Origin of the sequence: Cellulomonas sp. RIT-PI-Y, from assembly GCF_025642745.1 — a bacterium.
Taxonomy (GTDB): domain Bacteria; phylum Actinomycetota; class Actinomycetes; order Actinomycetales; family Cellulomonadaceae; genus Cellulomonas.
This window is the reverse complement of sequence record NZ_JANZKP010000017.1, coordinates 22,299-42,099: the sequence shown is the minus strand read 5'-3', so window position 1 is coordinate 42,099 and position 19,801 is coordinate 22,299. Positions and strand designations below refer to the sequence as shown.

The following is a 19,801-nucleotide window of genomic DNA, read 5'->3' as shown; positions in this document are numbered from 1 at the left end:
CAGTCCTCATAGTTCTAGACATGAGCCGAACGTACGACCGGCGCGACACAGGCGTCAAGCTTGTGGACAGTCGCAGGAGGAATGTCCTAGATTGACGCACATGACGTTGCAGCCTGAGGCATTGGTCGATCGCTCCATCGACGAGCAGATCGGCGAGCGCGTGCACCACCTCATGTGGAAGGCGCGGATCACGCAGACAGCGATGGCCCCACGGATGGGGATGGCGCAGTCCGCACTCTCGAAGAAGCTCCGTGGCGCGATCACCTGGACCGCCCGCGACATCGTCGCCGCGGCGGCGATCCTCAACGTGGACGCCGGATCCTTGCTCCCGACGCTCGGCTCACCTGCAGAAACAGAAGGCCCCCAGCAGCGGATCGCTGCCGGGGGCCAGGCGCTCCCTCGGTTGGACTCGAACCAACAACCGTCCGATTAACAGTCGGATGCTCTGCCAATTGAGCTACAAGGGATCGTGCGGGGAAAACTCTAGCAGCACTCGGGCGGTGCTGAGGCACACGTCCCGCTCAGTCGCGCAGCCCCGCGGCGGCCCGGACCTCCCGCTCGGCGGCGTCGACCAGTGCGACGGTGCCCGGGTCGGCCAGATCGACCTGCGCGGAGCCGATCACCTGGGTCAGCAGCGTGCCGTCGGGGTCGCGGCGCAGTGCCACCCGGACGGTGCCGGCGCCGGGGACCTGGACGTTCTGCACGTGCACCACGGAGGACTGGACGCGTTCGCGGAAGGTCTGGGTGAACCGGGCGGGGCGGGGGTCGGCGAGGACGTACTCGTCGGCGTCGCCGGTCACCCAGTGCACCGTGATGGACGGGACCTCAGGGTCGAAGGTGCCGCGGTCCACCTGGGACCAGGAGCGGGTGAGGCGGTCGCCCGCGGCGGGCAGGACGTGCAGGGCGAGCCGGGTTGCGACAAGCCACCCGCCGTCGGCGCCGAGTTCGGCGGCGGCCAGGACCGTGTCCCGGGCGGGCAGGTCGAGGCTGCGGCGCAGCGCGTCGGGCAGGGTGGGGCGACGGGTGAAGAGCGGCACGTGCCCACGGTAGTCGCCGTCGACGGCTGCGGACCCGGGACGTGTCGCGCGGCCCGCAGCCGGATCGAGGTAGGCCAGGTGGGGCTTGAACCCACGACCGACGGATTATGAGTCCGCTGCTCTGACCGGCTGAGCTACTGGCCCTTGGTGTCGGTCAGGCTAGCGGACCCGTCGGACGACTCGTGCCCGGTCAGGACCCGAGCACCTCCCGCAGCCACGCCGCCTGGCGCTGCCAGTGGTGCCCGCCGCCGCCCTCGTGCTGGTTGTACGGGTAGACCTCGATGGACGAGGGGCCGGCCCAGGCGTGGTGGGTGGCGAAGACGGTCGACGGCGGGCAGACGGTGTCCTGGAGGCCGACCGAGAACAGCGAGGGGGCGGTGGCGCGGGCGGCGTGGTGCAGGCCGTCCAGGTAGGACAGGGTGCGGAACACCTGGTCGGCCTGGTCGCGGTGCACGGCGAGGTAGCGGGTGACCTCGCCGTAGGGGTCGGTGTCCGAGACCTCGACGCCGCGGGCGATGTGGCAGAGGAACGGGACGTCGGGCAGGGCGGCGGCCAGGCCGTCGACGAGCCCGGCGACCGCGACGGTGAGCCCGCCGCCCTGGGACCCGCCCGCGACCACGATCCGATCCGGGTCGAGGCCGTCCAGGGTGCGGACCGCGTCGACCGCGCGGACGCAGTCGGTGATCAGGCGGCGGTAGTAGTGCTCGGCGGGGTCGAGGATGCCGCGGGTGAGGAAGCCCGTCCCGGCGGGGCCGGAGCCGTGCGGATCCGGGGTCTCGCCGCCGCTGCCCCAGCCGGAGCCCTGGCCCCGGGAGTCCACGAACAGGTGCGCGTAGCCCGCGGTGGGCCAGGCGAGGCGCTCGTGCGGGAGACCGCGTCCGCCGCCGTAGCCGTTGAACTCGACGATCACCGGCAGCGGGTCGGTGCGGCCGGCCGGCCGGACCAGCCAGGCGCGCACCGGGTCGCCGTCGAAGCCGGGGAAGGTCACGTCGTCGACGTCGACCAGGGACAGGGGGCCGTCCACCCGGCGCAGGGTGACGTCCATCGGGTGCCGGCGGGCCTCGGCGAGGGTCCGGGACCAGAAGTCGTCGAAGTCGGCGGGGGCGGGGACGTCCGGCCGGTACTCGCGCAGGGCGGACAGGGGCAGGTCGACCTGGGTGATGCGGTGGCCTCGGCATCGTCGCTGATCGGGACGGGTGCAGTCTGCCGCACGCCCGGGTCCGTCGTGCGGTCCGCGGCCGCCACGACGTCGACCGCCCGCAGCTCGTTGGCGGTGCGAAGGACGGGGGAGCGGGTGAGGTCGGCGGGGTCGAGGTCGGCGGCGGTGCGGACTGTGAAGGTCGCCGTGGCGCCCGCGGGCAGGTCGACCAGGGCCTCGTCGACGACGGCGTCGGCGGCCAGGCGGTCCGGCAGCAGGGTGACGTCGCGAGCGGTGGAGTGCGCGGTGACGTGCACCCGGTAGCCGCCGGGAACGCGCTCGGCGGTGGCGGTGATGGGGTGCGGGTCGAGGGCGGAGTCGATGTCCTCGGCGTAGACGTGCAGGTGGCGGGTCTCGCCCAGCCCGGCGACCAGGACCTCGACGGCGGGGTGCTCGGCGTTCGGCGCCGGGACGCGGGTGACGGACCGGGCCGCCACCGTGACCGGGTGCGTGGTGCCGGACAGCGCCGTCCCGTCGTGCCGCTGCCGCCGCAGGGTCAGGTCCCCGTCCCAGACCTGGTCGGTGTCGTTGACCAGGACGACGTCGCCGTCCAGCACGGTGATCAGCCGTGGCGACCCGGCGTTGCGCAGCGCGTACCAGAGCGGCTTGGGGCGCTCCTCGGAGTCGACCGCGGCCCAGGAGGTCACCGGCCAGCAGTCGTTCAGCTGCCAGACGATCCAGCCCGCGGTGCGCGGCCACCAGCCCCGGTAGTGGGTCACGGCGTGCTCGACGGCGCGGGCCTGGTTGAGCTGGGTGGCCCAGTGCCAGTCGGCGAAGTCCACCGGGACGCCCAGGTGCGGGGCCAGCCCGCGGTCGAGTTTGCCGTTGCCGCACTCGGCCTTCTGGTGGATCAGGAAGGTGGGGTCGGTCTTGGGGTCGTCACCGGTGTGCACCCAGTCGGTGAGGGTGCGCCAGGTCGGCGGACCCTGGAAGCCGAACTCGGAGCAGAACCGGGGGATCTCCGAGCGGTACTCGCGGTAGTCGACCCGGTTCCAGACCTCCCACTGGTGGTGGCTGCCGTGGTCCGGGTCGTTGGGGTGCAGCTCGGGTCGGCCCGGCGTGAACGGGCTGTTGTCGGTGTAGGGGCGGGTGGGGTCGAGCTCGCCGACCACAGTGCGGAACAGGTCAACGGCATAGCGCTCGCCCCAGGTGGCGTCGCCGAGCCGGCGCTTCCAGTCCCAGTCCTCGTGGCCCCAGAGGTTCTCGTTGCCGCCGTTCCAGATCACCAGCGACGGGTGCGGGGCCAGACGTTTGACGTTCTCCCGGGCCTCGGCCTCGATCTCCGCGCCGATCGGGTCCTCCTCGGGGTAGGCGGCGCAGGCGAGCAGGAAGTCCTGCCAGACCAGCAGGCCCCGCTCGTCGCAGGCGGTGTAGAAGTCCTCGGACTCGTAGATCCCGCCGCCCCAGATCCGCAGCAGGTTGAGCCGCGCGCCGAGGGCCTGGTCGAGCCGGCGGTCCAGGCGCACCCGGGTGATCCGGGTCAGGAAGTGGTCGTCCGGGATCCAGTTGGCGCCGCGGACCGCGATCGGCCGGCCGTTGACCACCAGGACGAACGAGGTGCCGTGCTCGTCGTCGGTGAGATCGAGCCGGACCGTGCGGAAGCCGATCCGGCGGGTCCACCGGTCCAGGTCGTCGCCCAGGACGACGGTCAGCTCGTGCAGCGGGTGGTCGCCGTGTCCGACCGGCCACCACAGCGGGGCGTCCGGGACGGCCAGGTGGAGCACGGTGCGGTCGTCGTCGACGGTGCCCTCGACCCGGACCCCGTGCACCTGCGCGGAGACCGGCAGCGGTGCGGCGTCCTCCAGTCCGGAGCGTTCGACGGCGACGTGCAGCTCGACGTGGCCGGTGCCGTCGTCGTCGACCGTGACCAGGGGGCGCACCTCGGCGAGCCGGGCGGTGCGCCAGCGCTCGACCCGCACCGCCCGCCACAGTCCGGCGGTGCGCAGGTCGGGGCCCCAGTCCCAGCCGAAGGAGCAGGCCATCTTCCGGACGAAGTTGAACGGCACCGGGTGGTAGGCGGACGGACGGTCGCCCAGCCGGTCGCGCAGCTCCTCGGCGTAGGCGGTCGCGGAGCGCAGGTCCACGGTGAGCGGGTGCGCGACGCCGTCGGCCAGGTCGGTGACGTCCACCCGGTAGGAGCGGTGCATGTTGGCGGTGTGCAGCAGCGCCGACCCGGCGTAGGTCACCGTCGAGACGGTGTCGATGCCGTCGAAGGCCAGGTCCACGCGTTCGCCGGGTGAGGGCGGGTCGAGCAGCAGGTCGCGGCTGTAGCGCCAGTCGGTGTGGTGGAACCAGCGCAGGTCGTCCTCGTGGGCGTCCAGGAAGGGGTCGGGGATCAGATCGGCGGCGAGCAGGTCGGTGTGCACGCTGCCGGGGACGGTGGCGTGCAGCGGTGCGGCGTCGGTGATCGCGGCCGGGACGGGTCCGCCGGTGGGCGCGATCGTCCACCCGTCGATGAGTGGGGTGTGGTGCATGGTGGCGCTCCTACGCGGGTGGTGGTCGAGGTCGGTACGTCGGCACCGAGTTCGGTGGCCCGGGTACCGAACTCGACGCGGATGTACCGAAGTCGAGCGGGCTGACGGCGAGCGGGCTGACGGCGAGCGGGGTGGGGGTTGGGCCGGGCTGAGACCGGGCGAGGCGGACGGCCGGTGCGGGACTGTCAGCCGGCGAGTTCGGCGAGGCGGCGGTCGGGGTCGGGGGCGGCCTGCGCGAGGAGCCGGGTGTACTCGTGCTGCGGGCGCAGGATGACGTCGTCGGCGGGGCCGCGTTCGACCACCTCGCCCCGGTAGAGGACCAGGATCTCGTCGGAGAAGTGCCGGGCGGTGGCCAGGTCGTGCGTGATGTAGAGGACGCCGAGGTTCTCCTCGCGCTGCAACCGGGACAGCAGGTTGAGCACGCCGAGCCGGATCGACACGTCCAGCATGGAGACCGGCTCGTCGGCGACCAGGATGCCCGGCTCGGGGGCCAGCGCCCGGGCGATCGCGACGCGCTGCCGCTGACCGCCGGAGAGCTCGTGCGGTCGGCGCCGGGCCATCTCGGGGTCGAGCCGGACCCGGCGCAGCAGGTCGAGCACCCGCTCCTCGACCTGGCCGGAGGAGAACCCGGGGTGGTGCAGCGCCACCGGCCGCGCCAGGTGGTGGCCGATCGAGTGGTACGGGTTCAGCGAGGCGAACGGGTCCTGGAAGACCATCTGCACCTCGCTGCGGTAGTCGCGCAGGCCACGCCCCCGGCGGGCGACCGGCTTGCCGTCCACCAGGATCTGCCCGGAGGTGGGTCGCTCCAGCTGCATCAGCAGCTTCGCGATGGTGGACTTCCCGGAGCCGGACTGCCCGACCAGCGCGAGGGTGCGACCGGGCTCCAGCGTCAGAGTGACCCGGTCGACCGCGCGCAGGGTGCGGCGGCCGAGCCGGTACTCCTTGACGACGTCACGCAGTTCCAGGGTGGTCATGCCGGGATCTCCTCGTCGGTGGAGCCGGTGCGCAGGAAGTCGCCGCGCTCGCCGGTCAGGCTGGGGAAGGAGCCCAGCAGGGTGCGGGTGTAGTCGTGGGTCGGCGCGGTGTAGAGGCTGACCGCGTCGGCGAGCTCGACCACCTCACCGGCGCGCATGACCGCGATCCGGTCGCTGATCTCCAGCAGCAGCGGCAGGTCGTGGGTGATGAACACGACCGCGAAGCCGAGCTCGGACCGCAGCCGGGTGATCTCGCGCAGGATCTCCCGCTGCACCACCACGTCGAGCGCGGTGGTGGGCTCGTCCATGATCAGCACCTGCGGCTCCAGGGCCAGGGCCATCGCGATCATCACCCGCTGGCGCATGCCGCCGGACAGCTCGTGCGGGTAGGCCCGCAGCCGGTCGGCGTCCACGCCCACGCTCTCCAGCAGCTCGGCGCAGCGCCGCCGTCGTTCGGCCCGGGGCATCTGCGGTCGGTGGGTGCTGAGCACGTCCTCCAACTGGGCCTGGATCCGCAGCACCGGGTTGAGCGAGTTCATCGCGCCCTGGAACACCATGGCGACCTTGTCCCAGCGGAAGGCACGCAGGTCCTCGCCGTCCAGGGAGGACAGGTCCACCGCGTAGCCCTCCCGGGAGTGGAAGACCACCCGACCGCCGGTGATCACGGCCGGGGGCTTGAGCAGCCGGGTGATCGCGTAGGCCAGCGTCGACTTCCCGCAGCCGGACTCGCCCGCCAGGCCGAGGATCTCCCCGCGGTACAGGTCCAGGGTGACGTTCTTCACCGCGTGCACCGGCGGATCGACCAGGTAGTCCACGCTGACGTCCTCGATGGAGAGGACCGGGTGCGCACTCATACTGTCGCCTCCTCTCCCCGCCCGACGATCTGGGACCGGGACATCCGCCACTTCTTGCGGACCGCCCGGGTCTGGGCGCGGAGCTTGGGGTTGATGATCTCGTCGATGGAGAAGTTGATCAGCGACAGGGCCGCGCCGAACACGGCCAGCAGCAGGCCCGGCGGCACGAACCACCACCAGGCGCCCAGCCGCAGCGCCAGGCCGTTCTGGGCGTAGAACAGCATGGTTCCCCAGGTGAAAGAGCCGGTGGCGCCCAGGCCGAGGAAGGACAGGCCGGCCTCGCCGAGGATGGCCGCGATGATCGCCAGCACCACCTGGGACGCGAGCAGCGGGATCAGATTGGGCAGGATCTCCACCGCGAGGATCCGCCAGCGCTTCTCCCCGGCGACCCGGGCGGCGAGCACGTAGTCCCGGTTGCGCAGGCTGAGCGTGTACCCGCGCAGCACCCGTGCCGATCCGGCCCAGCTGGTGATGGCCAGCACCACCGCGATCAGCCAGATGCTCTTGTCCGGCACGTAGGAGCTGATCACGATCACCAGCGGCAGGCCGGGGATCACCAGCATGACGTTGCTGAACAGGCTGAACCCCTCGTCCCAGCCGCCGCCGGCGAAGGTGCCGACGATGCCGAAGAAGGCGCTCAGCACCAGGGTCAGCACGCCGACCACCAGGCCGATGGTCAGCGAGCCGCGGGTGGCGTGCGCGAGCTGGGCCAGCACGTCCTGCCCGGTCTGGGTGGTGCCCAGCAGGTGCTCCCCGGAGGGGCCGGACAGGCCGATGTCCCGCACGGTGGAGGGATTGCCGACCAGCAGGGGCCCGAGGACGCCGAACAGCACGATGGCGCCGGCCAGGACCACACCGGTGATCAGCTTGGGGGTGACCCGGACGGTGAACCGCCGGGGTGGACGGGCCGCGAGCGCCGCGGGTGCTTCCTGAGTCATGACAGCCATGGGTCCTCCTCCTCAGGAGCGCGCGCGGGTGCGCGGGTCGATGAGGCCGTAGAGCAGGTCGACGATCAGGTTCGCGCCGAGCACGGAGAGCGTGATCACCAGGAACACGCCCTGCATCAGCGCGTAGTCGTTGCTGTTCACCGCCATCAGCAGCGCCGAGCCGACCCCGGGGTAGCTGAACACCGCCTCGGTGACGATGGACCCGGCGACCACGAACCCGAGCGAGATGGCGAAGCCGGACACCGACGGCAGCACCGCGTTCCGGGCCGCGTAGGCCATCCGGATCCGGCGCGGCCGCAGTCCCTTGGCCTCGGCGGTGACGATGTAGTCCTCGGACAGCGTGGACACCATCATGTTGCGCATCCCGAGCATCCAGCCGCCGATCGAGCTGATCACGATGGTCAGCGCGGGCAGCGTGCCGTGCTGGACCACCGAGGTGAGGAAGCCCCAGCTCATTTCCGGGCCGGAATAGGTCCACACGTCGTAGCCGCCGTTCAGCGGGAAGATCTGCCACACGCTGCCGAAGGCGAACAGCAGCAGCAGCGCCAGCCAGAAGTACGGCACCGACTGCAGCATGGTCGTGAACGGGATCAGGTTGTCCAGCCATGACCCGCGCTTCCAGCCGGCGAACGTGCCGAGCCCGACGCCGATCACGAACGACAGCACGGTCGACAGCCCGATCAGGCCCACCGTCCACGGCAGGGTCTGGCCGATGATCTCGCCCACCCCCGCCGGGAAGTACGCGACCGAGGTGCCGAGGTCACCGCTGACCAGCGCGTGCAGGTAGTCGAGGTACTGCTGCCACAGGGATGCGGAGGAGTCGGTGCCGAGCAGCGCCTCCACCGCCTCCCGGGTGGCCGGGCTGACGGGTCCCTTGGTGGCCAGCTTGGACAGCATGATGTCCACCGGATTGCCGGGCATCAGCCGCGGGATGACGAAGTTGATCGTCAGCGCCGCCCACAGTGCCACGGCGTAGAAGCCGAGTTTCTGCAGGAAGTAGCGCACTGCTCACCCCACCGGCGTGATGGTCTTCAACACCTGGCCGTTGTCCCAGGACTTCCAGGATGCGGGCATGGCGTAGGTGTCGTCCGCGGTCGGCCAGCCGGTGGCGCGGGAGGTGTTGAACTCGGTGAGCATCGAGTTGATGTAGATCGGGATGTACGGGAACTGCTCGGTGATCACGCTCTGGATCTCGGCGTAGGCCTCCTGCTGCACGGCCTCGTCCGAGGTGGAGCGGGCGGTCTCCAGGGCGGCGTCGACGGTCGGGTCGGAGAACCGGGACGCGTTGCCCGCGGAGGCCGACTCACCGACCGGCACCGTGTTGTCGCTGGCGTAGAACTTGTTGTACGTGAAGTACGGGTTGCTGGACGCGCCCAGACCGATCGAGTCGAGCGACAGCTGGAAGTTGCCGTTGGTCTGCGCCGCGCTCCACTCGTTCCAGGACACCTGGGTGGGCTTGAGCTCGATGCCGACCTCGGCCAGCTGCTGGGTCATCGCGTCGTTCAGCGAGATGTAGTCCGACCAGCCGGTGACGGTCTGGATGGTCAGCGACAGCCGCTGACCGTCCTTGCTGCGGATGCCGTCCGAGCCGGCGACCCAGCCGGCGTCGTCCAGGATCTGCGCGGCGGTGTCGGTGTCGGCGCTCTGCGGGATCTCGACCTGGTCGGAGTCGGCGATCCACTTCTGGTCGCGCTCCGGCAGCAGCATGGTGGGGGAGGCGGTCGCGGCGAACCCGCCGCCGGCCAGGTTGTTCAGCTGGTCCCGGTTGAGCGCGTGGTAGATCGCCTGCCGGACGGCAGGGTCGGTCTGCGGGCCGGAGCAGCCCAGGTCGGCGTTCGCGCAGGACACCATGACCGTGGTCAGCGCAGGGGTGTTGACGTAGGACAGGTCGTCGTTGCCCGTGATGATGTCCTCGAGGCCGGGCAGGAAGGCGCTCATCCAGTCCACGTCCCCGGCGACCAGGGAGGCGCTCGCGGCGTCGGCGTTGTCCAGCGACACGTAGCGGACCTGCTGCAGCTTCGGCTCACCGCCCCAGTAGTCCGGGTTGGCCGCGAGCACGTAGGACTGCGCGGAGATCGATTCGACCGTGAACGCGCCGGTGCCGACCGGGTCGTGGTTCACCTCGGTGGTGGGGTCCGCGACGTCCTTCCAGATGTGCTCCGGGACGATCGCCTGGTTGCCGAGCACCTGGGGCTCCTGCATGAAGGAGGTCTCCGGGAAGGTCAGCACGGCGGTGTGGTCGTCGGTGGCCTCGGCGGTGGCCGCGATGCCGCCGGTGTTCAGCGCCGGGGTCTGCTGGATCAGGTTGAAGGTGAAGGCGACGTCCTCGGCGGTGAACGGCTCGCCGTCGGACCAGGACACGTCGTCCCGGGTGGTGATGGTCAGCTCGGTGCCGTCGTCGTTCCAGGAGAAGTCGGTGGCGAGCAGCGGCTCCGGCTCCACGTCCGCGGCGAGGTTGTAGTAGGAGAGCGGCTCGAAGATGACCCCGAGGGTCGGCTGCAGCGCGGTGGTGGAGAACGGGTTGAAGTTCTCGGTGATGGTGCCGGTGGCGCCGTTGAAGATCGTGATCGACCCGTCGCCGCCGCCGGTCGACCCGCCGCCTCCGCCGCCCCCGCCACAGGCGGAGAGGGTGAGTGCGGCGGCCGCGAGTGCGGCGGTGGCCGTCAGGGCCCTGGCTCTGGTGCTGCGCGACCTCAGGAACATCGTTGGTCCTCTCCCCGGGCGGGTCCCCACCGGCTCTGGTGAGGCTGAAGGAGATTCTTGCCCTACTAAATTTAGTACGTCAAGATACTGCGCATGTCTCCTTCCACTCGGGTCCGGGTGCTCGATCTGCTGCGGACCGCCGGCACGCTCAGCCGGGTCGAGCTGGCCGATCGCACCGGCCTCACCCCGGCGACCATCACGCACGCGGTCCGGGACCTGATCGGCGACGGTCTGGTGCACGAGGTCGGCCGGGCCCGGTCGAACGGCGGGTCGCCGCGCCGGCTGCTGGAGCTGGTCGCCGACGCCCGCTACGCGGTGGGCATCCAGCTCGATCGCTGCCGGACCACGGTGGTGGTCACCAACTTTTTCGGCCGCCGCCTGGCCGGGACGGTGCTGCCGGGGGTCGGGCACGGCGAACCCGCCGACACCCTCGCCGCCCTGGCCGCCGAGGTGGAACGGGTGCTGGCCGAGGCCGCCGTGCCGCGCGGCCTGGTGCTCGGCGCCGGTCTGGTCACCCACGGCCCGCAGGACCGGGCGCGCGGGGTGATCCGCACCGCGCAGCCGACCCCGGCCTGGCAGGACTTCCCGCTCACCGCGACGCTGTCCGCCCTGCTCGACCTCCCGGTGCTGCTGGAGAACGACGCGACGGCCGCCGCGGTCGGGGAGCAGTGGGCGGGCGACGCGGGCACCGACACCTTCGGCGTGCTGTACCTGGCCAGCGGGATCGGCGGCGGGGTGATCCTGGGCGGCGACGTCTACGGCGACGACGCGGCCAACGTCGTGGAGGTGGGGCACATCCCGCTCGACCCCACCCGGTCCGGCGTGTGCGGGTGCGGCAACGTGGGGTGCACCGAGCAGGTGGCCGGGCCCTTCGCCGTGGTCCGCGAGGCCGCGCTGCTGCCCGGGGTCGCGGGGAGACTCGGGCTCACCGGCGACCCGGACCGGTTGCTGGACGACTTCGACGCGCTGGCCCGGGCCGCGCTGGACGGCGACACCGCCGTCCGCCGGGTGCTGGACCGAGCGGCCGCACACCTGGGCGCCGCGGCGGTGACGTTGATGAACCTGTTCGATCTGGACACCGTGGTGCTGGCCGGGCCGGGATTCGCGGTGGCCGGACCCCTGGTGCTGGCGGCGGCACGTCCGGTGGTGGAACGCGGTGCGCTGGCCCGGCTGCTGCGACCGGTGCAGCTGCGGATGTCCGCGGACCCGGAGGCGGTGGCCGCGGTCGGCGGTGCGCTGGTGGTGCTGCGGGGATCGCGCGGAACCGACCTGTCCACCGGACCGGTCGGCCGGGTGTCGTCCCCAGGGGCCACGCTGGGGGAGGTCTGGGGCGCCGGTGTGGTGCCAGCATGAAGTCCCACGACCCGTAACGCTCCCACCCCGACCCCTGCGACCTCGACCCACGTCTGGAGCCCGCCGTGACAGCGATCCCCGCCGACCTGCCCGTCCTGCTGCGCCGTGACGGTGTCGCCGTGCTGCTCGACCCGCAGCCCACCGGTCTGCCCGCGGTGCTGCACTGGGGCGCGGACCCGGGCGACCTGACCGACGAGGACCTGCTCGCCTGGCGTGCCGGGGCAGGGCGGCAGACCGCGCCGGGCACCTTGGACGCCGCGTGGCAGGTGAGCCTGCTGCCCCAGGAGACCGACGGCTGGGCGGGGCGTCCGGGAGCCCAGCTGATCCGGGACGGTGTGGCGCTCAGCCCCCGTTGGGCCGCACGGGTCGAGGCCGCGGACGACCGCGTGACCGTCCGTGCCGAGGCACCCGGACTGCGGCTCACCGTCGAGCTGGCCTTCCGGCCCGGTGGACTGCTCGGGGTCCGGCACCGGCTCGCCGTGACCGAGGACGCCACCGGCCCGGTCGAGGTCGACTGGCTGGAGCCCACCCTGCCGGTGCCGAGCCGCGCGCACCTGCTGACCAGCTTCACCGGGCGCTGGACCCGGGAGAAGGCCCCGGTCACCGGCGAGCTCGCCCCCGGCGCGCAGGTCCGTCAGTCCCGCCGCGGCCGGCCGGGCCACGACCAGCCCTGGCTGTACGCCCTCACCCCCGAGCAGCCGCGGAACCGCACCGGCGAGGTCTGGGCGGTGCACCTCGGCTGGCCCGCCGACACCAGCTACCGCACCGACCACGGGCCGGAGTTCCCCACCCTGCTCGGTGCCGGGGAGCTGACCCGTCCCGGTGAGCTGGTGCTGGCACCGGGGCAGGAGTACGCCACGCCGACCGCCTGGTTCGCCTGGTCCGACCGGGGACTCGACGGCATCACCGCGCGCTTCCACCGGCACCTGCGCGCCCGCCCGCAGCACCCGGCCCGGCAGCGCCCGCTCGTGCTGAACACCTGGGAGGCGGTCTACTTCGACCACGACCCGGCCACCGTCACCCGGCTCGCCGACCGGGCCGCGGAGATCGGCGTGGAGCGGTTCGTGCTGGACGACGGCTGGTTCCCGGCCCGGCGCGACGACACCCGCGGACTCGGCGACTGGACCGTGGACCGCACCGTCTGGCCGGACGGTCTGCTGCCGCTGGCCGAGCACGTCCGGTCGCTCGGGATGGAGTTCGGCCTCTGGGTGGAGCCCGAGATGATCAACCTCGACTCCGACCTGGCCCGCGCGCACCCGGACTGGCTGCTGCACGACCCGGCGGCGGTCCCCGAACCCGCCGGGCTGTCCTGGCGGCGGCAGTGGGTGCTCGACGTCGCCCGTCCCGAGGCCTACGCCCACCTGCTCGACCGGCTGTCCACGCTGGTCGGCGACCTGGGGATCGCCTTCCTCAAGTGGGACCACAACCGCGACCTGGTCGACGCCCGGCACGGGGGACGGCCCGGGGTGCACGCCCAGACCGTGGCGGTGCTGCGGTTGATGGCCGAGCTGAAAGCCCGGCACCCCGGCTTGGAGATCGAGTCCTGCTCCTCCGGCGGCGCGCGCAGCGACCTGGGCGTGCTGGAGGTCACCGACCGGGTCTGGGCCTCGGACTCCAACGACGCGGTGGAGCGTCAGGACATCCAGCGGTGGACCGGACTGCTGCTGCCCCCCGAGCTGGTCGGCTCGCACGTCGGGCCGCCCACCGCCCACTCCTCGGGCCGCACCGTCGACCTGTCCTACCGGCTGGCGACCGCGCTGATCGGGTCGGCCGGGTTCGAGTGGGACCTCACCGGCTGCCCACCGGAGGAGGTCGGGACGCTGCGCCGGTTCGGCGCGCTCTACCGGGAGCTGCGGGAGGTGGTCCACCGCGGCGAGGCGGTGCACGGCGACCTGCGCGACCCGGCCTGGCGGCTCACCGGCGCGGTGCTGCCCGACCGGGCGGTCTACGTCCTGGCCACCGTCGCCACCCTGGCCGACGCTCGTCCGGAGCCGATCCGGCTGCCGGGACTCGACCCCGACCGGCGCTACCGGGTGCGGGTCCGGGACGAGATCGGCGCGGCGCGCTGGACCCCCGGCAGCCCGCCCTGGATCGCCGCGGGCGAGGTGACGTTGCCGGGCCGGGTGCTGACCGGGGCCGGGCTCCAGGTGCCGTGTCTCTGGCCGGCGCAGGCGCTGGTGCTGGACGTCGAGGCGGTCTGAGCTGCCGCGACGGCGGGCGGTGGCGGGCCTCGGCACCGTCGCCGCGTGGTCAGACCCGTGCCGCCAGCGGCGCCGGACCGGTCGAGCCCCGCACCACCACCCGCACCAGCGGTGCCCGCCCGGGCCGGGCCGCCCGTCCCGCCGCGGTGTCCAGCAGCGCGGTCGCCGTCGCCGCGCCCAGGTCGTGCACGTCCCTGCTCACCACGGACAGCGCGGGCGAGGCCAGCCGGCACTGGTCCGAGTCGTCCCAGGCCAGCAACGAGAGGTCGTCGGGCACCCGGAGACCGAGCTCCGCCGCGACCGCCAGCCCGGCCACCGCCATCACGTCGTTGTCGTACACGACGGCGGTCGGCGGTTCCGGCTCGGTGAGCAGCGCCCGGGTCGCCTGCGCCCCGCTGGTCGCTCCGTAGTCGCCCGCCAGCGCCGTGCCGGTCAGTCCGTGCTCCGCCAGCGCCCGACCGAAGCTCACCGTGCGTGCCCGGGTGTGCAGGAACCGTTCCGGGCCGCCGACCCGGCCGATCCGGCGGTGCCCGAGCGCGACCAGGTGCTCCACCGCGGTCCGCATCGCCGCGCCGTTGTCGTAGTTGTCCACCACCGGCAGCCCCCAGGCCGGGTCGCCGCCGAGCAGCACCACCGGCAGGCCCTCCCGCGCGCACACCGACGCGCGGTCGTCGCCGTCGGTCAGGTCGGTCACCACCACGGCGTCCACCAGCCGTTCGGCCGCCCAGCGGCGGTACAGCGCCAGCTCGGCCGCCCGGTCCTCGGCGGTCACCATCAGCACCGCGCCGCCACGGGGATCGAGGTGTTCCTCCACCCCCGCCAGCAGGTCCCGGTAGAAGGGCGTGAACGGGCCGTCCCCCGGACCGTCGGTCAGCACCAGGCCGAACCGCAGACGGTCGCCATCGCTCGTCATGACCGTGAGTATGGCGCGCCCGGTCCGCCACCGACAGAGCAGCCGCCATACTGGTCGGCATGTCCGAACGGTCGGGCCGGCGGGCTGCACGCAGCACGACGCCCTCCCGTGGCCTGGTGCTCGATCTGGTGCGCACCCGTGCACCGATCAGCCGGGTGGAGCTGGCCGGGATCACCGGGCTCACCCAGGCCGCGATCTCGCACGCCGTCCGGTCCCTGATCGACGACGGTCTCCTGGTCGAGACCGACCAGCGCACCTACACCGGCGGCAAGCCCCGGGTGCTGCTCAGCCTCAACCCGCGCGCCCGGTGCGGGGTCGGGGTCCAGCTGGGCGCCGACTGGATCGTGCTGGTGCTCGCCGACGCCGCCGGGCAGGTGATCGCCCGCGCCCGGCTGCGCGGTGCCCGGGACCGCGACCCGGACGAGGTGGTCGCGCACGTCGCCGGGGAACTGGACGTCCTGCTGCGCGCCGCCGCCGTCGACCCGTCCGCGGTGGTCGGCATCGGCGTGGTCGCCCCCGGCGCGCTCGACCTGGTCCAGGGCGCGATCCTGGTCTCCCGCAGTCTGGAACGCTGGCAGGGATACGCCCTGCGCGACGCACTGGCCGCCGCCACCGCGCTGCCGGTGCTGCTGGACAACGACGCCACCGCCGCCGCGATCGGCGAGTTCTGGAGCGGCCGGATCGCGGGCTCGCTCGCGCACTGCACCCTCTACATGGGCGCGAGCATCGGCGCCGGGATCGTGGTCGGCGGCTCGGTCTACCGGGGCGCCAGCTCCAACACCGGACCGCTCGGCCGGATGCGCCTGCACCGCCCCGACGGCGGCACGGTCGAGGACCTGGCCGGTCCGCGTGCCGTCGCCGCACGGGCCCGGGAGGCGGTCGCCGGCGGCCGGGACTCCGCCGTGCGGTTGAGCGCCGACGGTGATCCGTTCCTCGACTTCACCGCGGTCGCCACCGCCGCGGTGCACGGCGACGCCCTGTGCCGGGACCTGATCCAGGAGTCCGCGGACTACCTCGCCGACGCGGCGGTGACCGTGGCGAACCTGCTCGACCTGGACTCCCTGGTGCTGGCCGGCCCGTCGTTCACCACCGCGGGCGCGATCTACCTGCGCGCGGTCCAGGAGCGGATCGCGGCGGAGTTCTTCCCGGCCGCCCGGCACGACGTCCGGGTGATGCTGTCCGGGCAGGTGGCGGACGCGGCGGCGGTCGGGGCGGCGGCGCTGGTGCTGCAGGAGGAGCTGGCGCCGCGACACCTGGTCGCGGGAGGTTGAGCGGCCGCCCGGTCGACCGGGCGCGGCCGGGATGCACGGCCACCCGGAGCCGGGTCGCGGCCCTGGCCGGGGCTACGATCGCCGACAGGCGACTGGGCGATCCGAGGGAGCCGACCGTGAACGTGCTGGCGCTCGGCCTGGCACTCGTTGCACCCGACGCGCGATGAGGCGCGGCCGACTGCGGGTGCTGCTCGGTGCCGCCCCGGGTGTGGGGAAGACCTACGCGATGCTGGAGGCGGGCCGGGATCTGCGCGCGGAGGGCAAGGACGTGGTGGTCGCCGTGGTGGAGACCCACGGCCGCGCCGCCACGGCCGCCCTGGTCGAGGGGCTGGAGGTGGTGCCGCGTCGCCGGGTCGAGCACCGCGGTGTCGGGCTGGACGAGCTGGACCTGGACGCGGTGCTGGCCCGAGCACCCGAGGTCGCCCTGGTCGACGAGTTCGCGCACACCAATGCCCCCGGCTCCCGCAACGCCAAGCGGTGGCAGGACGTCCAGGAGCTGCTGGACGCGGGGATCCACGTCCTGACCACGGTGAACATCCAGCACATCGAGTCGCTGAACGACGTGGTGCGCACCATCACCGGGGTGCCCCAGCGCGAGACGGTGCCGGACGCCCGGCTGCGCGCGGCGGACCAGGTCGAGCTGGTGGACCTGGCGCCCCAGTCGCTGCGGGACCGGCTGGCCGACGGGCAGGTGTACCCGGCCGAGCGGGTGGACGCGGCGCTGTCGCACTACTTCCGGCTCGGCAACCTCACCGCCCTGCGCGAGCTGGCCCTGCTCTGGCTGGCGGACGAGGTGGACTCCGCGCTGCGCCGCTACCGCGCCGAGCACGCGATCGACGCCCCGTGGGAGGCCCGGGAGCGGGTGGTCGTGGCGCTGACCGGTGGTCCGGAGGGCGAGACCCTGCTGCGTCGCGGCGCCCGGATCGCGGCCCGGAGCGCCGGGGGCGAACTGGTCGCGGTGCACGTGACCACGCACAGCGGCCTGCGGGACTCCGATCCGGGGGCACTCACGGCGCAGGCGGCGCTCGCCGAGGAGCTGGGCGGCAGCTTCCACCAGGTGGTGGGGGAGGACGTGCCGCAGACGCTGGTCGACTTCGCCCGCGCCGCCGACGCCACCCAGCTGGTGATCGGGATCAGCCGCCGGAGCCGGCTGTCCGCACTGGTGTCCGGGCCGGGGATCGGTGCCACCGTCATCCGGGCCGCCGGGCCGATCGACGTGCACATCGTCAACCACGAGGCGGCCGGTGGCCGCCGACGGGTGCTGCCGCCGCTGGGCGGGGCGCTGACCGTGCGCCGACGGGTGCTCGGCCTGCTGCTCGCGCTGGTCGCCGGACCCGTGCTGACCGCCGTGCTGCGCGCCACCCGCACCGAGGACACCCTGGTCGGGGACGTGCTGGCCTATCAGCTGCTGGTCGTGGTGGTCGCCCTGGTCGGCGGCCTCTGGCCCGCCCTGTTCGCCGCGGTGCTGTCCGGGCTGACCTTGGACTACTTCTTCATCGAGCCGCTGCACACCATCACCGTCGGCGACCCGAGACATGTCGTCGCGCTGCTGCTCTACATCCTGAACGCGGTGCTGGTCTCCTACGTGGTGGACCAGGCGGCGCGCCGCACCCGGGCCGCCGAACGGGCCACCGCCGAGTCGGAGCTGCTGACCACGGTCGCCGGGGGCGTGCTGCGCGGACAGGACGCGGTGGCGGCACTGCTGGCCCGCGCCCGGGAGTCCTTCGGCCTGACCGCGGTACGGCTGCGGTCGGTGGACGGGACGGTGCTGGCGGCCGACGGCGACTGGGCGGACGACGCCGACGTGCGGACCGTCCCGGTCGACGACCGCACCGTGCTGGACCGGATCGGCCCCGATCCGGACGACGCGGGCGCCCGGCTGCTCGCGGTGGTGGTCTCCCAGATCGCCGCCGCCCTGGAGCAGCAACGGCTGCGCGCCACCGCCGAGGAGGTCGGACCGCTGGTGGAGACCGACCAGGTCCGGTCCGCCCTGCTGTCCGCGGTCAGCCACGACCTGCGCCGTCCGCTGACCGCGGCCACCACCGCCATCGGCTCGCTGCGGCAGTCGGACGTCGACTGGTCCCCGGCCGACCGCGCGGAGCTGCTGGCCACGGCCGACGAGTCGCTGGGTACCCTGACCGCCCTGGTCACCGACCTGCTGGACGTCACCCGCCTGCAGGCCGGGGTGCTCGGGGTGACCCGGCTGCCGACCGACGTCGAGGACGTGATCCTGCCCGCGCTCGACGAGCTGGGACTCGGCCCGGACGACGTCGAGCTCGACCTCGATCCCGCGCTTCCGCCGGTGGCCGCCGATCCCGCCCTGCTGCGCCGCGTGCTGGTGAACATCCTGGCGAACGCGGTGCGGTTCGACCCGGACCGCCCCCGGGTGAGCACCAGCGGGTTCGGCGACCGGGTGGAGATCCGGATGACCGATCACGGCCCCGGTGTCGCCCCGGACCATCGCGAGGGCCTGTTCGTGCCGTTCCAGCGGCTGGGCGACACCGACAACCTCACCGGCCTCGGCCTCGGCCTCGCGCTGTCCCGCGGCTTCACCGAGGGGATGGGCGGCACGCTCACCCCGGAGGACACCCCCGGTGGCGGCCTGACCATGGTGGTGTCCCTGCCGATCGCCGAGCCCGACCGAGGGAGCGCCCGATGAAGATCCTGATCGCCGACGACGACCCGCAGATCCTGCGCGCCCTCCGGATCACCCTGCGGGCCCGCGGTTATGAGGTGATCGTCGCGACCGACGGCGTCCAGGCGGTGAACCGCGCGGTCGAGCACAAGCCGGACCTGTACCTGATCGACCTCGGCATGCCGAACCTGGACGGGGTGGAGGTGATCGCCGGGCTGCGCGGCTGGACGGCCGCACCGATCCTGGTGGTCTCCGGCCGCACCGGGTCCGCGGACAAGGTCGAGGCGCTGGACGTGGGTGCGGACGACTACGTGACCAAGCCGTTCAACATCGACGAGCTGCTGGCCCGGATCCGTGCGCTGGGTCGCCGCGCCGACGGGGGAGCGGCGGCCCGGGACGCCGAACCGCTGATCCGGATCGGGGACGCCGTCGTCGACCTCACCGCGACCACGGTGACCCGGGCCGGAGCCCCGGTCCGCCTCACCCCGACCGAGTGGCGCGTGCTGGAGATCCTGGTCCGCAATGCCGGGCGGCTGGTGACCCGGCAGACCCTGCTGTCGGACATCTGGGGCTCGGAGCACGTCACCGACACCGGGTACCTCCGGCTCTATCTGTCCCAGCTCCGCAAGAAGCTCGAACCCGACCCTGCGACGCCGCGCTTCCTGCTCACCGAGCCCGGGATGGGCTACCGGTTCGACCCGACAGGTGCTGGCACCCTTGCCGCTGACCAGCAGGAACGGGTCGGGGGCTCCGACACCGACCAGAAGTGACGCAGGTCACATCTGTTCACCCGATGCGGTGGCCTGCCGGGCAATCGCTTGCCAGGGCTCCCACCTGCGGTTCTGTCCCTACTCGGGCGGTACTTGCCGATCTGTCCGTTTTCGGGATAGCTTTCCTCCTGTTGAGCGACAACGGCAAACCCGCCGCGAGGTGGGGACGCAAAGCCACGGGACCCTCGAAGGTCAGCCGGGCTACCGAACCGACTAGGAGTCATCATGGCCTTCCCCCTCGAGACCCGCCCCCAGGCTTCCGCGCTGCTCACCCCCGGTGAGGTCGCGGTGATGTTCCGGGTCGACCCGAAGACCGTCACCCGCTGGGCCCAGGCCGGCAAGCTCTCCGCCGTCCGGACCCTCGGCGGCCACCGCCGTTTCCTCGAGTCCGAGGTCATGGAGCTGCTGAGCGCCGTCCCGCACCAGATGGGCGCTCGCGCCTGAGCTGAATCCGACCGGAACGGCCCCGCC

At 72.9% G+C, this 19,801-nt stretch carries 14 protein-coding genes, 2 tRNA genes and 1 riboswitch; of the genes, 6 read left to right on the top strand and 10 right to left on the bottom strand.

Annotation, left to right across the window (positions count from 1 at the left end):
* Nucleotides 1-394: 394 nt before the first annotated feature.
* From OGL89_RS07655 to OGL89_RS07615, 9 genes are all read right to left on the bottom strand, one after another.
* Nucleotides 395-467 (bottom strand) — tRNA-Asn (locus OGL89_RS07655).
* Between the two features lie 54 nt (nucleotides 468-521).
* Nucleotides 522-1,037 (bottom strand): hypothetical protein, encoded by a 516-nt coding sequence (locus tag OGL89_RS07650; RefSeq protein ID WP_263119320.1) that lies wholly within the window; start codon nucleotides 1,035-1,037, stop codon nucleotides 522-524.
* 70 nt (nucleotides 1,038-1,107) lie between these two features.
* Nucleotides 1,108-1,181 (bottom strand) — tRNA-Ile (locus OGL89_RS07645).
* 46 nt (nucleotides 1,182-1,227) lie between these two features.
* Entirely contained in the window at nucleotides 1,228-2,199 is a 972-nt protein-coding gene (locus OGL89_RS07640) for an acetylxylan esterase (protein WP_263119345.1), read from the bottom strand.
* A 2,695-nt stretch (nucleotides 2,200-4,894) separates the two neighbouring features.
* Complete coding sequence (locus OGL89_RS07635) at nucleotides 4,895-5,683, bottom strand: ATP-binding cassette domain-containing protein (RefSeq protein WP_263119319.1); 789 nt, start codon at nucleotides 5,681-5,683, stop codon at nucleotides 4,895-4,897.
* Complete coding sequence (locus OGL89_RS07630) at nucleotides 5,680-6,537, bottom strand: ABC transporter ATP-binding protein (RefSeq protein ID WP_263119318.1); 858 nt, start codon at nucleotides 6,535-6,537, stop codon at nucleotides 5,680-5,682. The genes OGL89_RS07635 and OGL89_RS07630 overlap by 4 nt, the downstream gene beginning before the upstream one ends.
* A complete protein-coding gene (locus OGL89_RS07625) occupies nucleotides 6,534-7,484 on the bottom strand; it encodes an ABC transporter permease (RefSeq protein ID WP_263119317.1) in 951 nt (316 codons plus the stop codon). Before OGL89_RS07625 ends, OGL89_RS07630 begins: the two co-directional genes overlap by 4 nt.
* Nucleotides 7,485-7,496: 12 nt before the next feature.
* A complete protein-coding gene (locus OGL89_RS07620) occupies nucleotides 7,497-8,489 on the bottom strand; it encodes an ABC transporter permease (protein WP_263119316.1) in 993 nt (330 codons plus the stop codon).
* A 3-nt stretch (nucleotides 8,490-8,492) separates the two neighbouring features.
* Nucleotides 8,493-10,187 carry an ABC transporter substrate-binding protein gene (locus OGL89_RS07615; protein WP_263119315.1) on the bottom strand — a complete coding sequence of 565 codons (1,695 nt, stop codon included), beginning with the start codon at nucleotides 10,185-10,187 and terminating at the stop codon, nucleotides 8,493-8,495.
* 93 nt (nucleotides 10,188-10,280) lie between these two features.
* Between OGL89_RS07615 and OGL89_RS07610 the strand changes: the two genes are divergently transcribed.
* Nucleotides 10,281-11,540: an ROK family transcriptional regulator gene (locus OGL89_RS07610; protein WP_263119314.1), complete on the top strand. Its 1,260-nt coding sequence runs from the start codon at nucleotides 10,281-10,283 to the stop codon at nucleotides 11,538-11,540.
* A 65-nt stretch (nucleotides 11,541-11,605) separates the two neighbouring features.
* Nucleotides 11,606-13,741 (top strand): alpha-galactosidase, encoded by a 2,136-nt coding sequence (locus OGL89_RS07605; RefSeq protein WP_263119313.1) that lies wholly within the window; start codon nucleotides 11,606-11,608, stop codon nucleotides 13,739-13,741.
* A gap of 49 nt (nucleotides 13,742-13,790) precedes the next feature.
* On the opposite strand, the gene OGL89_RS07600 is transcribed toward OGL89_RS07605, so the two are convergent.
* Nucleotides 13,791-14,654, bottom strand: coding sequence for a substrate-binding domain-containing protein (locus tag OGL89_RS07600; protein ID WP_263119312.1), 864 nt, complete (start codon nucleotides 14,652-14,654; stop codon nucleotides 13,791-13,793).
* Nucleotides 14,655-14,713: 59 nt separating this feature from the next.
* On the opposite strand from OGL89_RS07600, the gene OGL89_RS07595 reads away from it, so the two are divergent.
* From OGL89_RS07595 to OGL89_RS07580, 4 genes are all read left to right on the top strand, one after another.
* Nucleotides 14,714-15,925, top strand: coding sequence for an ROK family transcriptional regulator (locus tag OGL89_RS07595; RefSeq protein WP_263119311.1), 1,212 nt, complete (start codon nucleotides 14,714-14,716; stop codon nucleotides 15,923-15,925).
* 163 nt (nucleotides 15,926-16,088) lie between these two features.
* A complete protein-coding gene (locus OGL89_RS07590; RefSeq protein ID WP_263119310.1) occupies nucleotides 16,089-18,584 on the top strand; it encodes a DUF4118 domain-containing protein in 2,496 nt (831 codons plus the stop codon).
* Nucleotides 18,581-19,330 carry a response regulator transcription factor gene (locus OGL89_RS07585; RefSeq protein ID WP_263119309.1) on the top strand — a complete coding sequence of 250 codons (750 nt, stop codon included), beginning with the start codon at nucleotides 18,581-18,583 and terminating at the stop codon, nucleotides 19,328-19,330. Before OGL89_RS07590 ends, OGL89_RS07585 begins: the two co-directional genes overlap by 4 nt.
* 133 nt (nucleotides 19,331-19,463) lie before the next feature.
* Nucleotides 19,464-19,539: riboswitch (cyclic di-GMP riboswitch) on the top strand.
* A 16-nt stretch (nucleotides 19,540-19,555) separates the two neighbouring features.
* Complete coding sequence (locus OGL89_RS07580) at nucleotides 19,556-19,774, top strand: BldC family transcriptional regulator (protein ID WP_263119308.1); 219 nt, start codon at nucleotides 19,556-19,558, stop codon at nucleotides 19,772-19,774.
* Nucleotides 19,775-19,801: the final 27 nt, after the last annotated feature.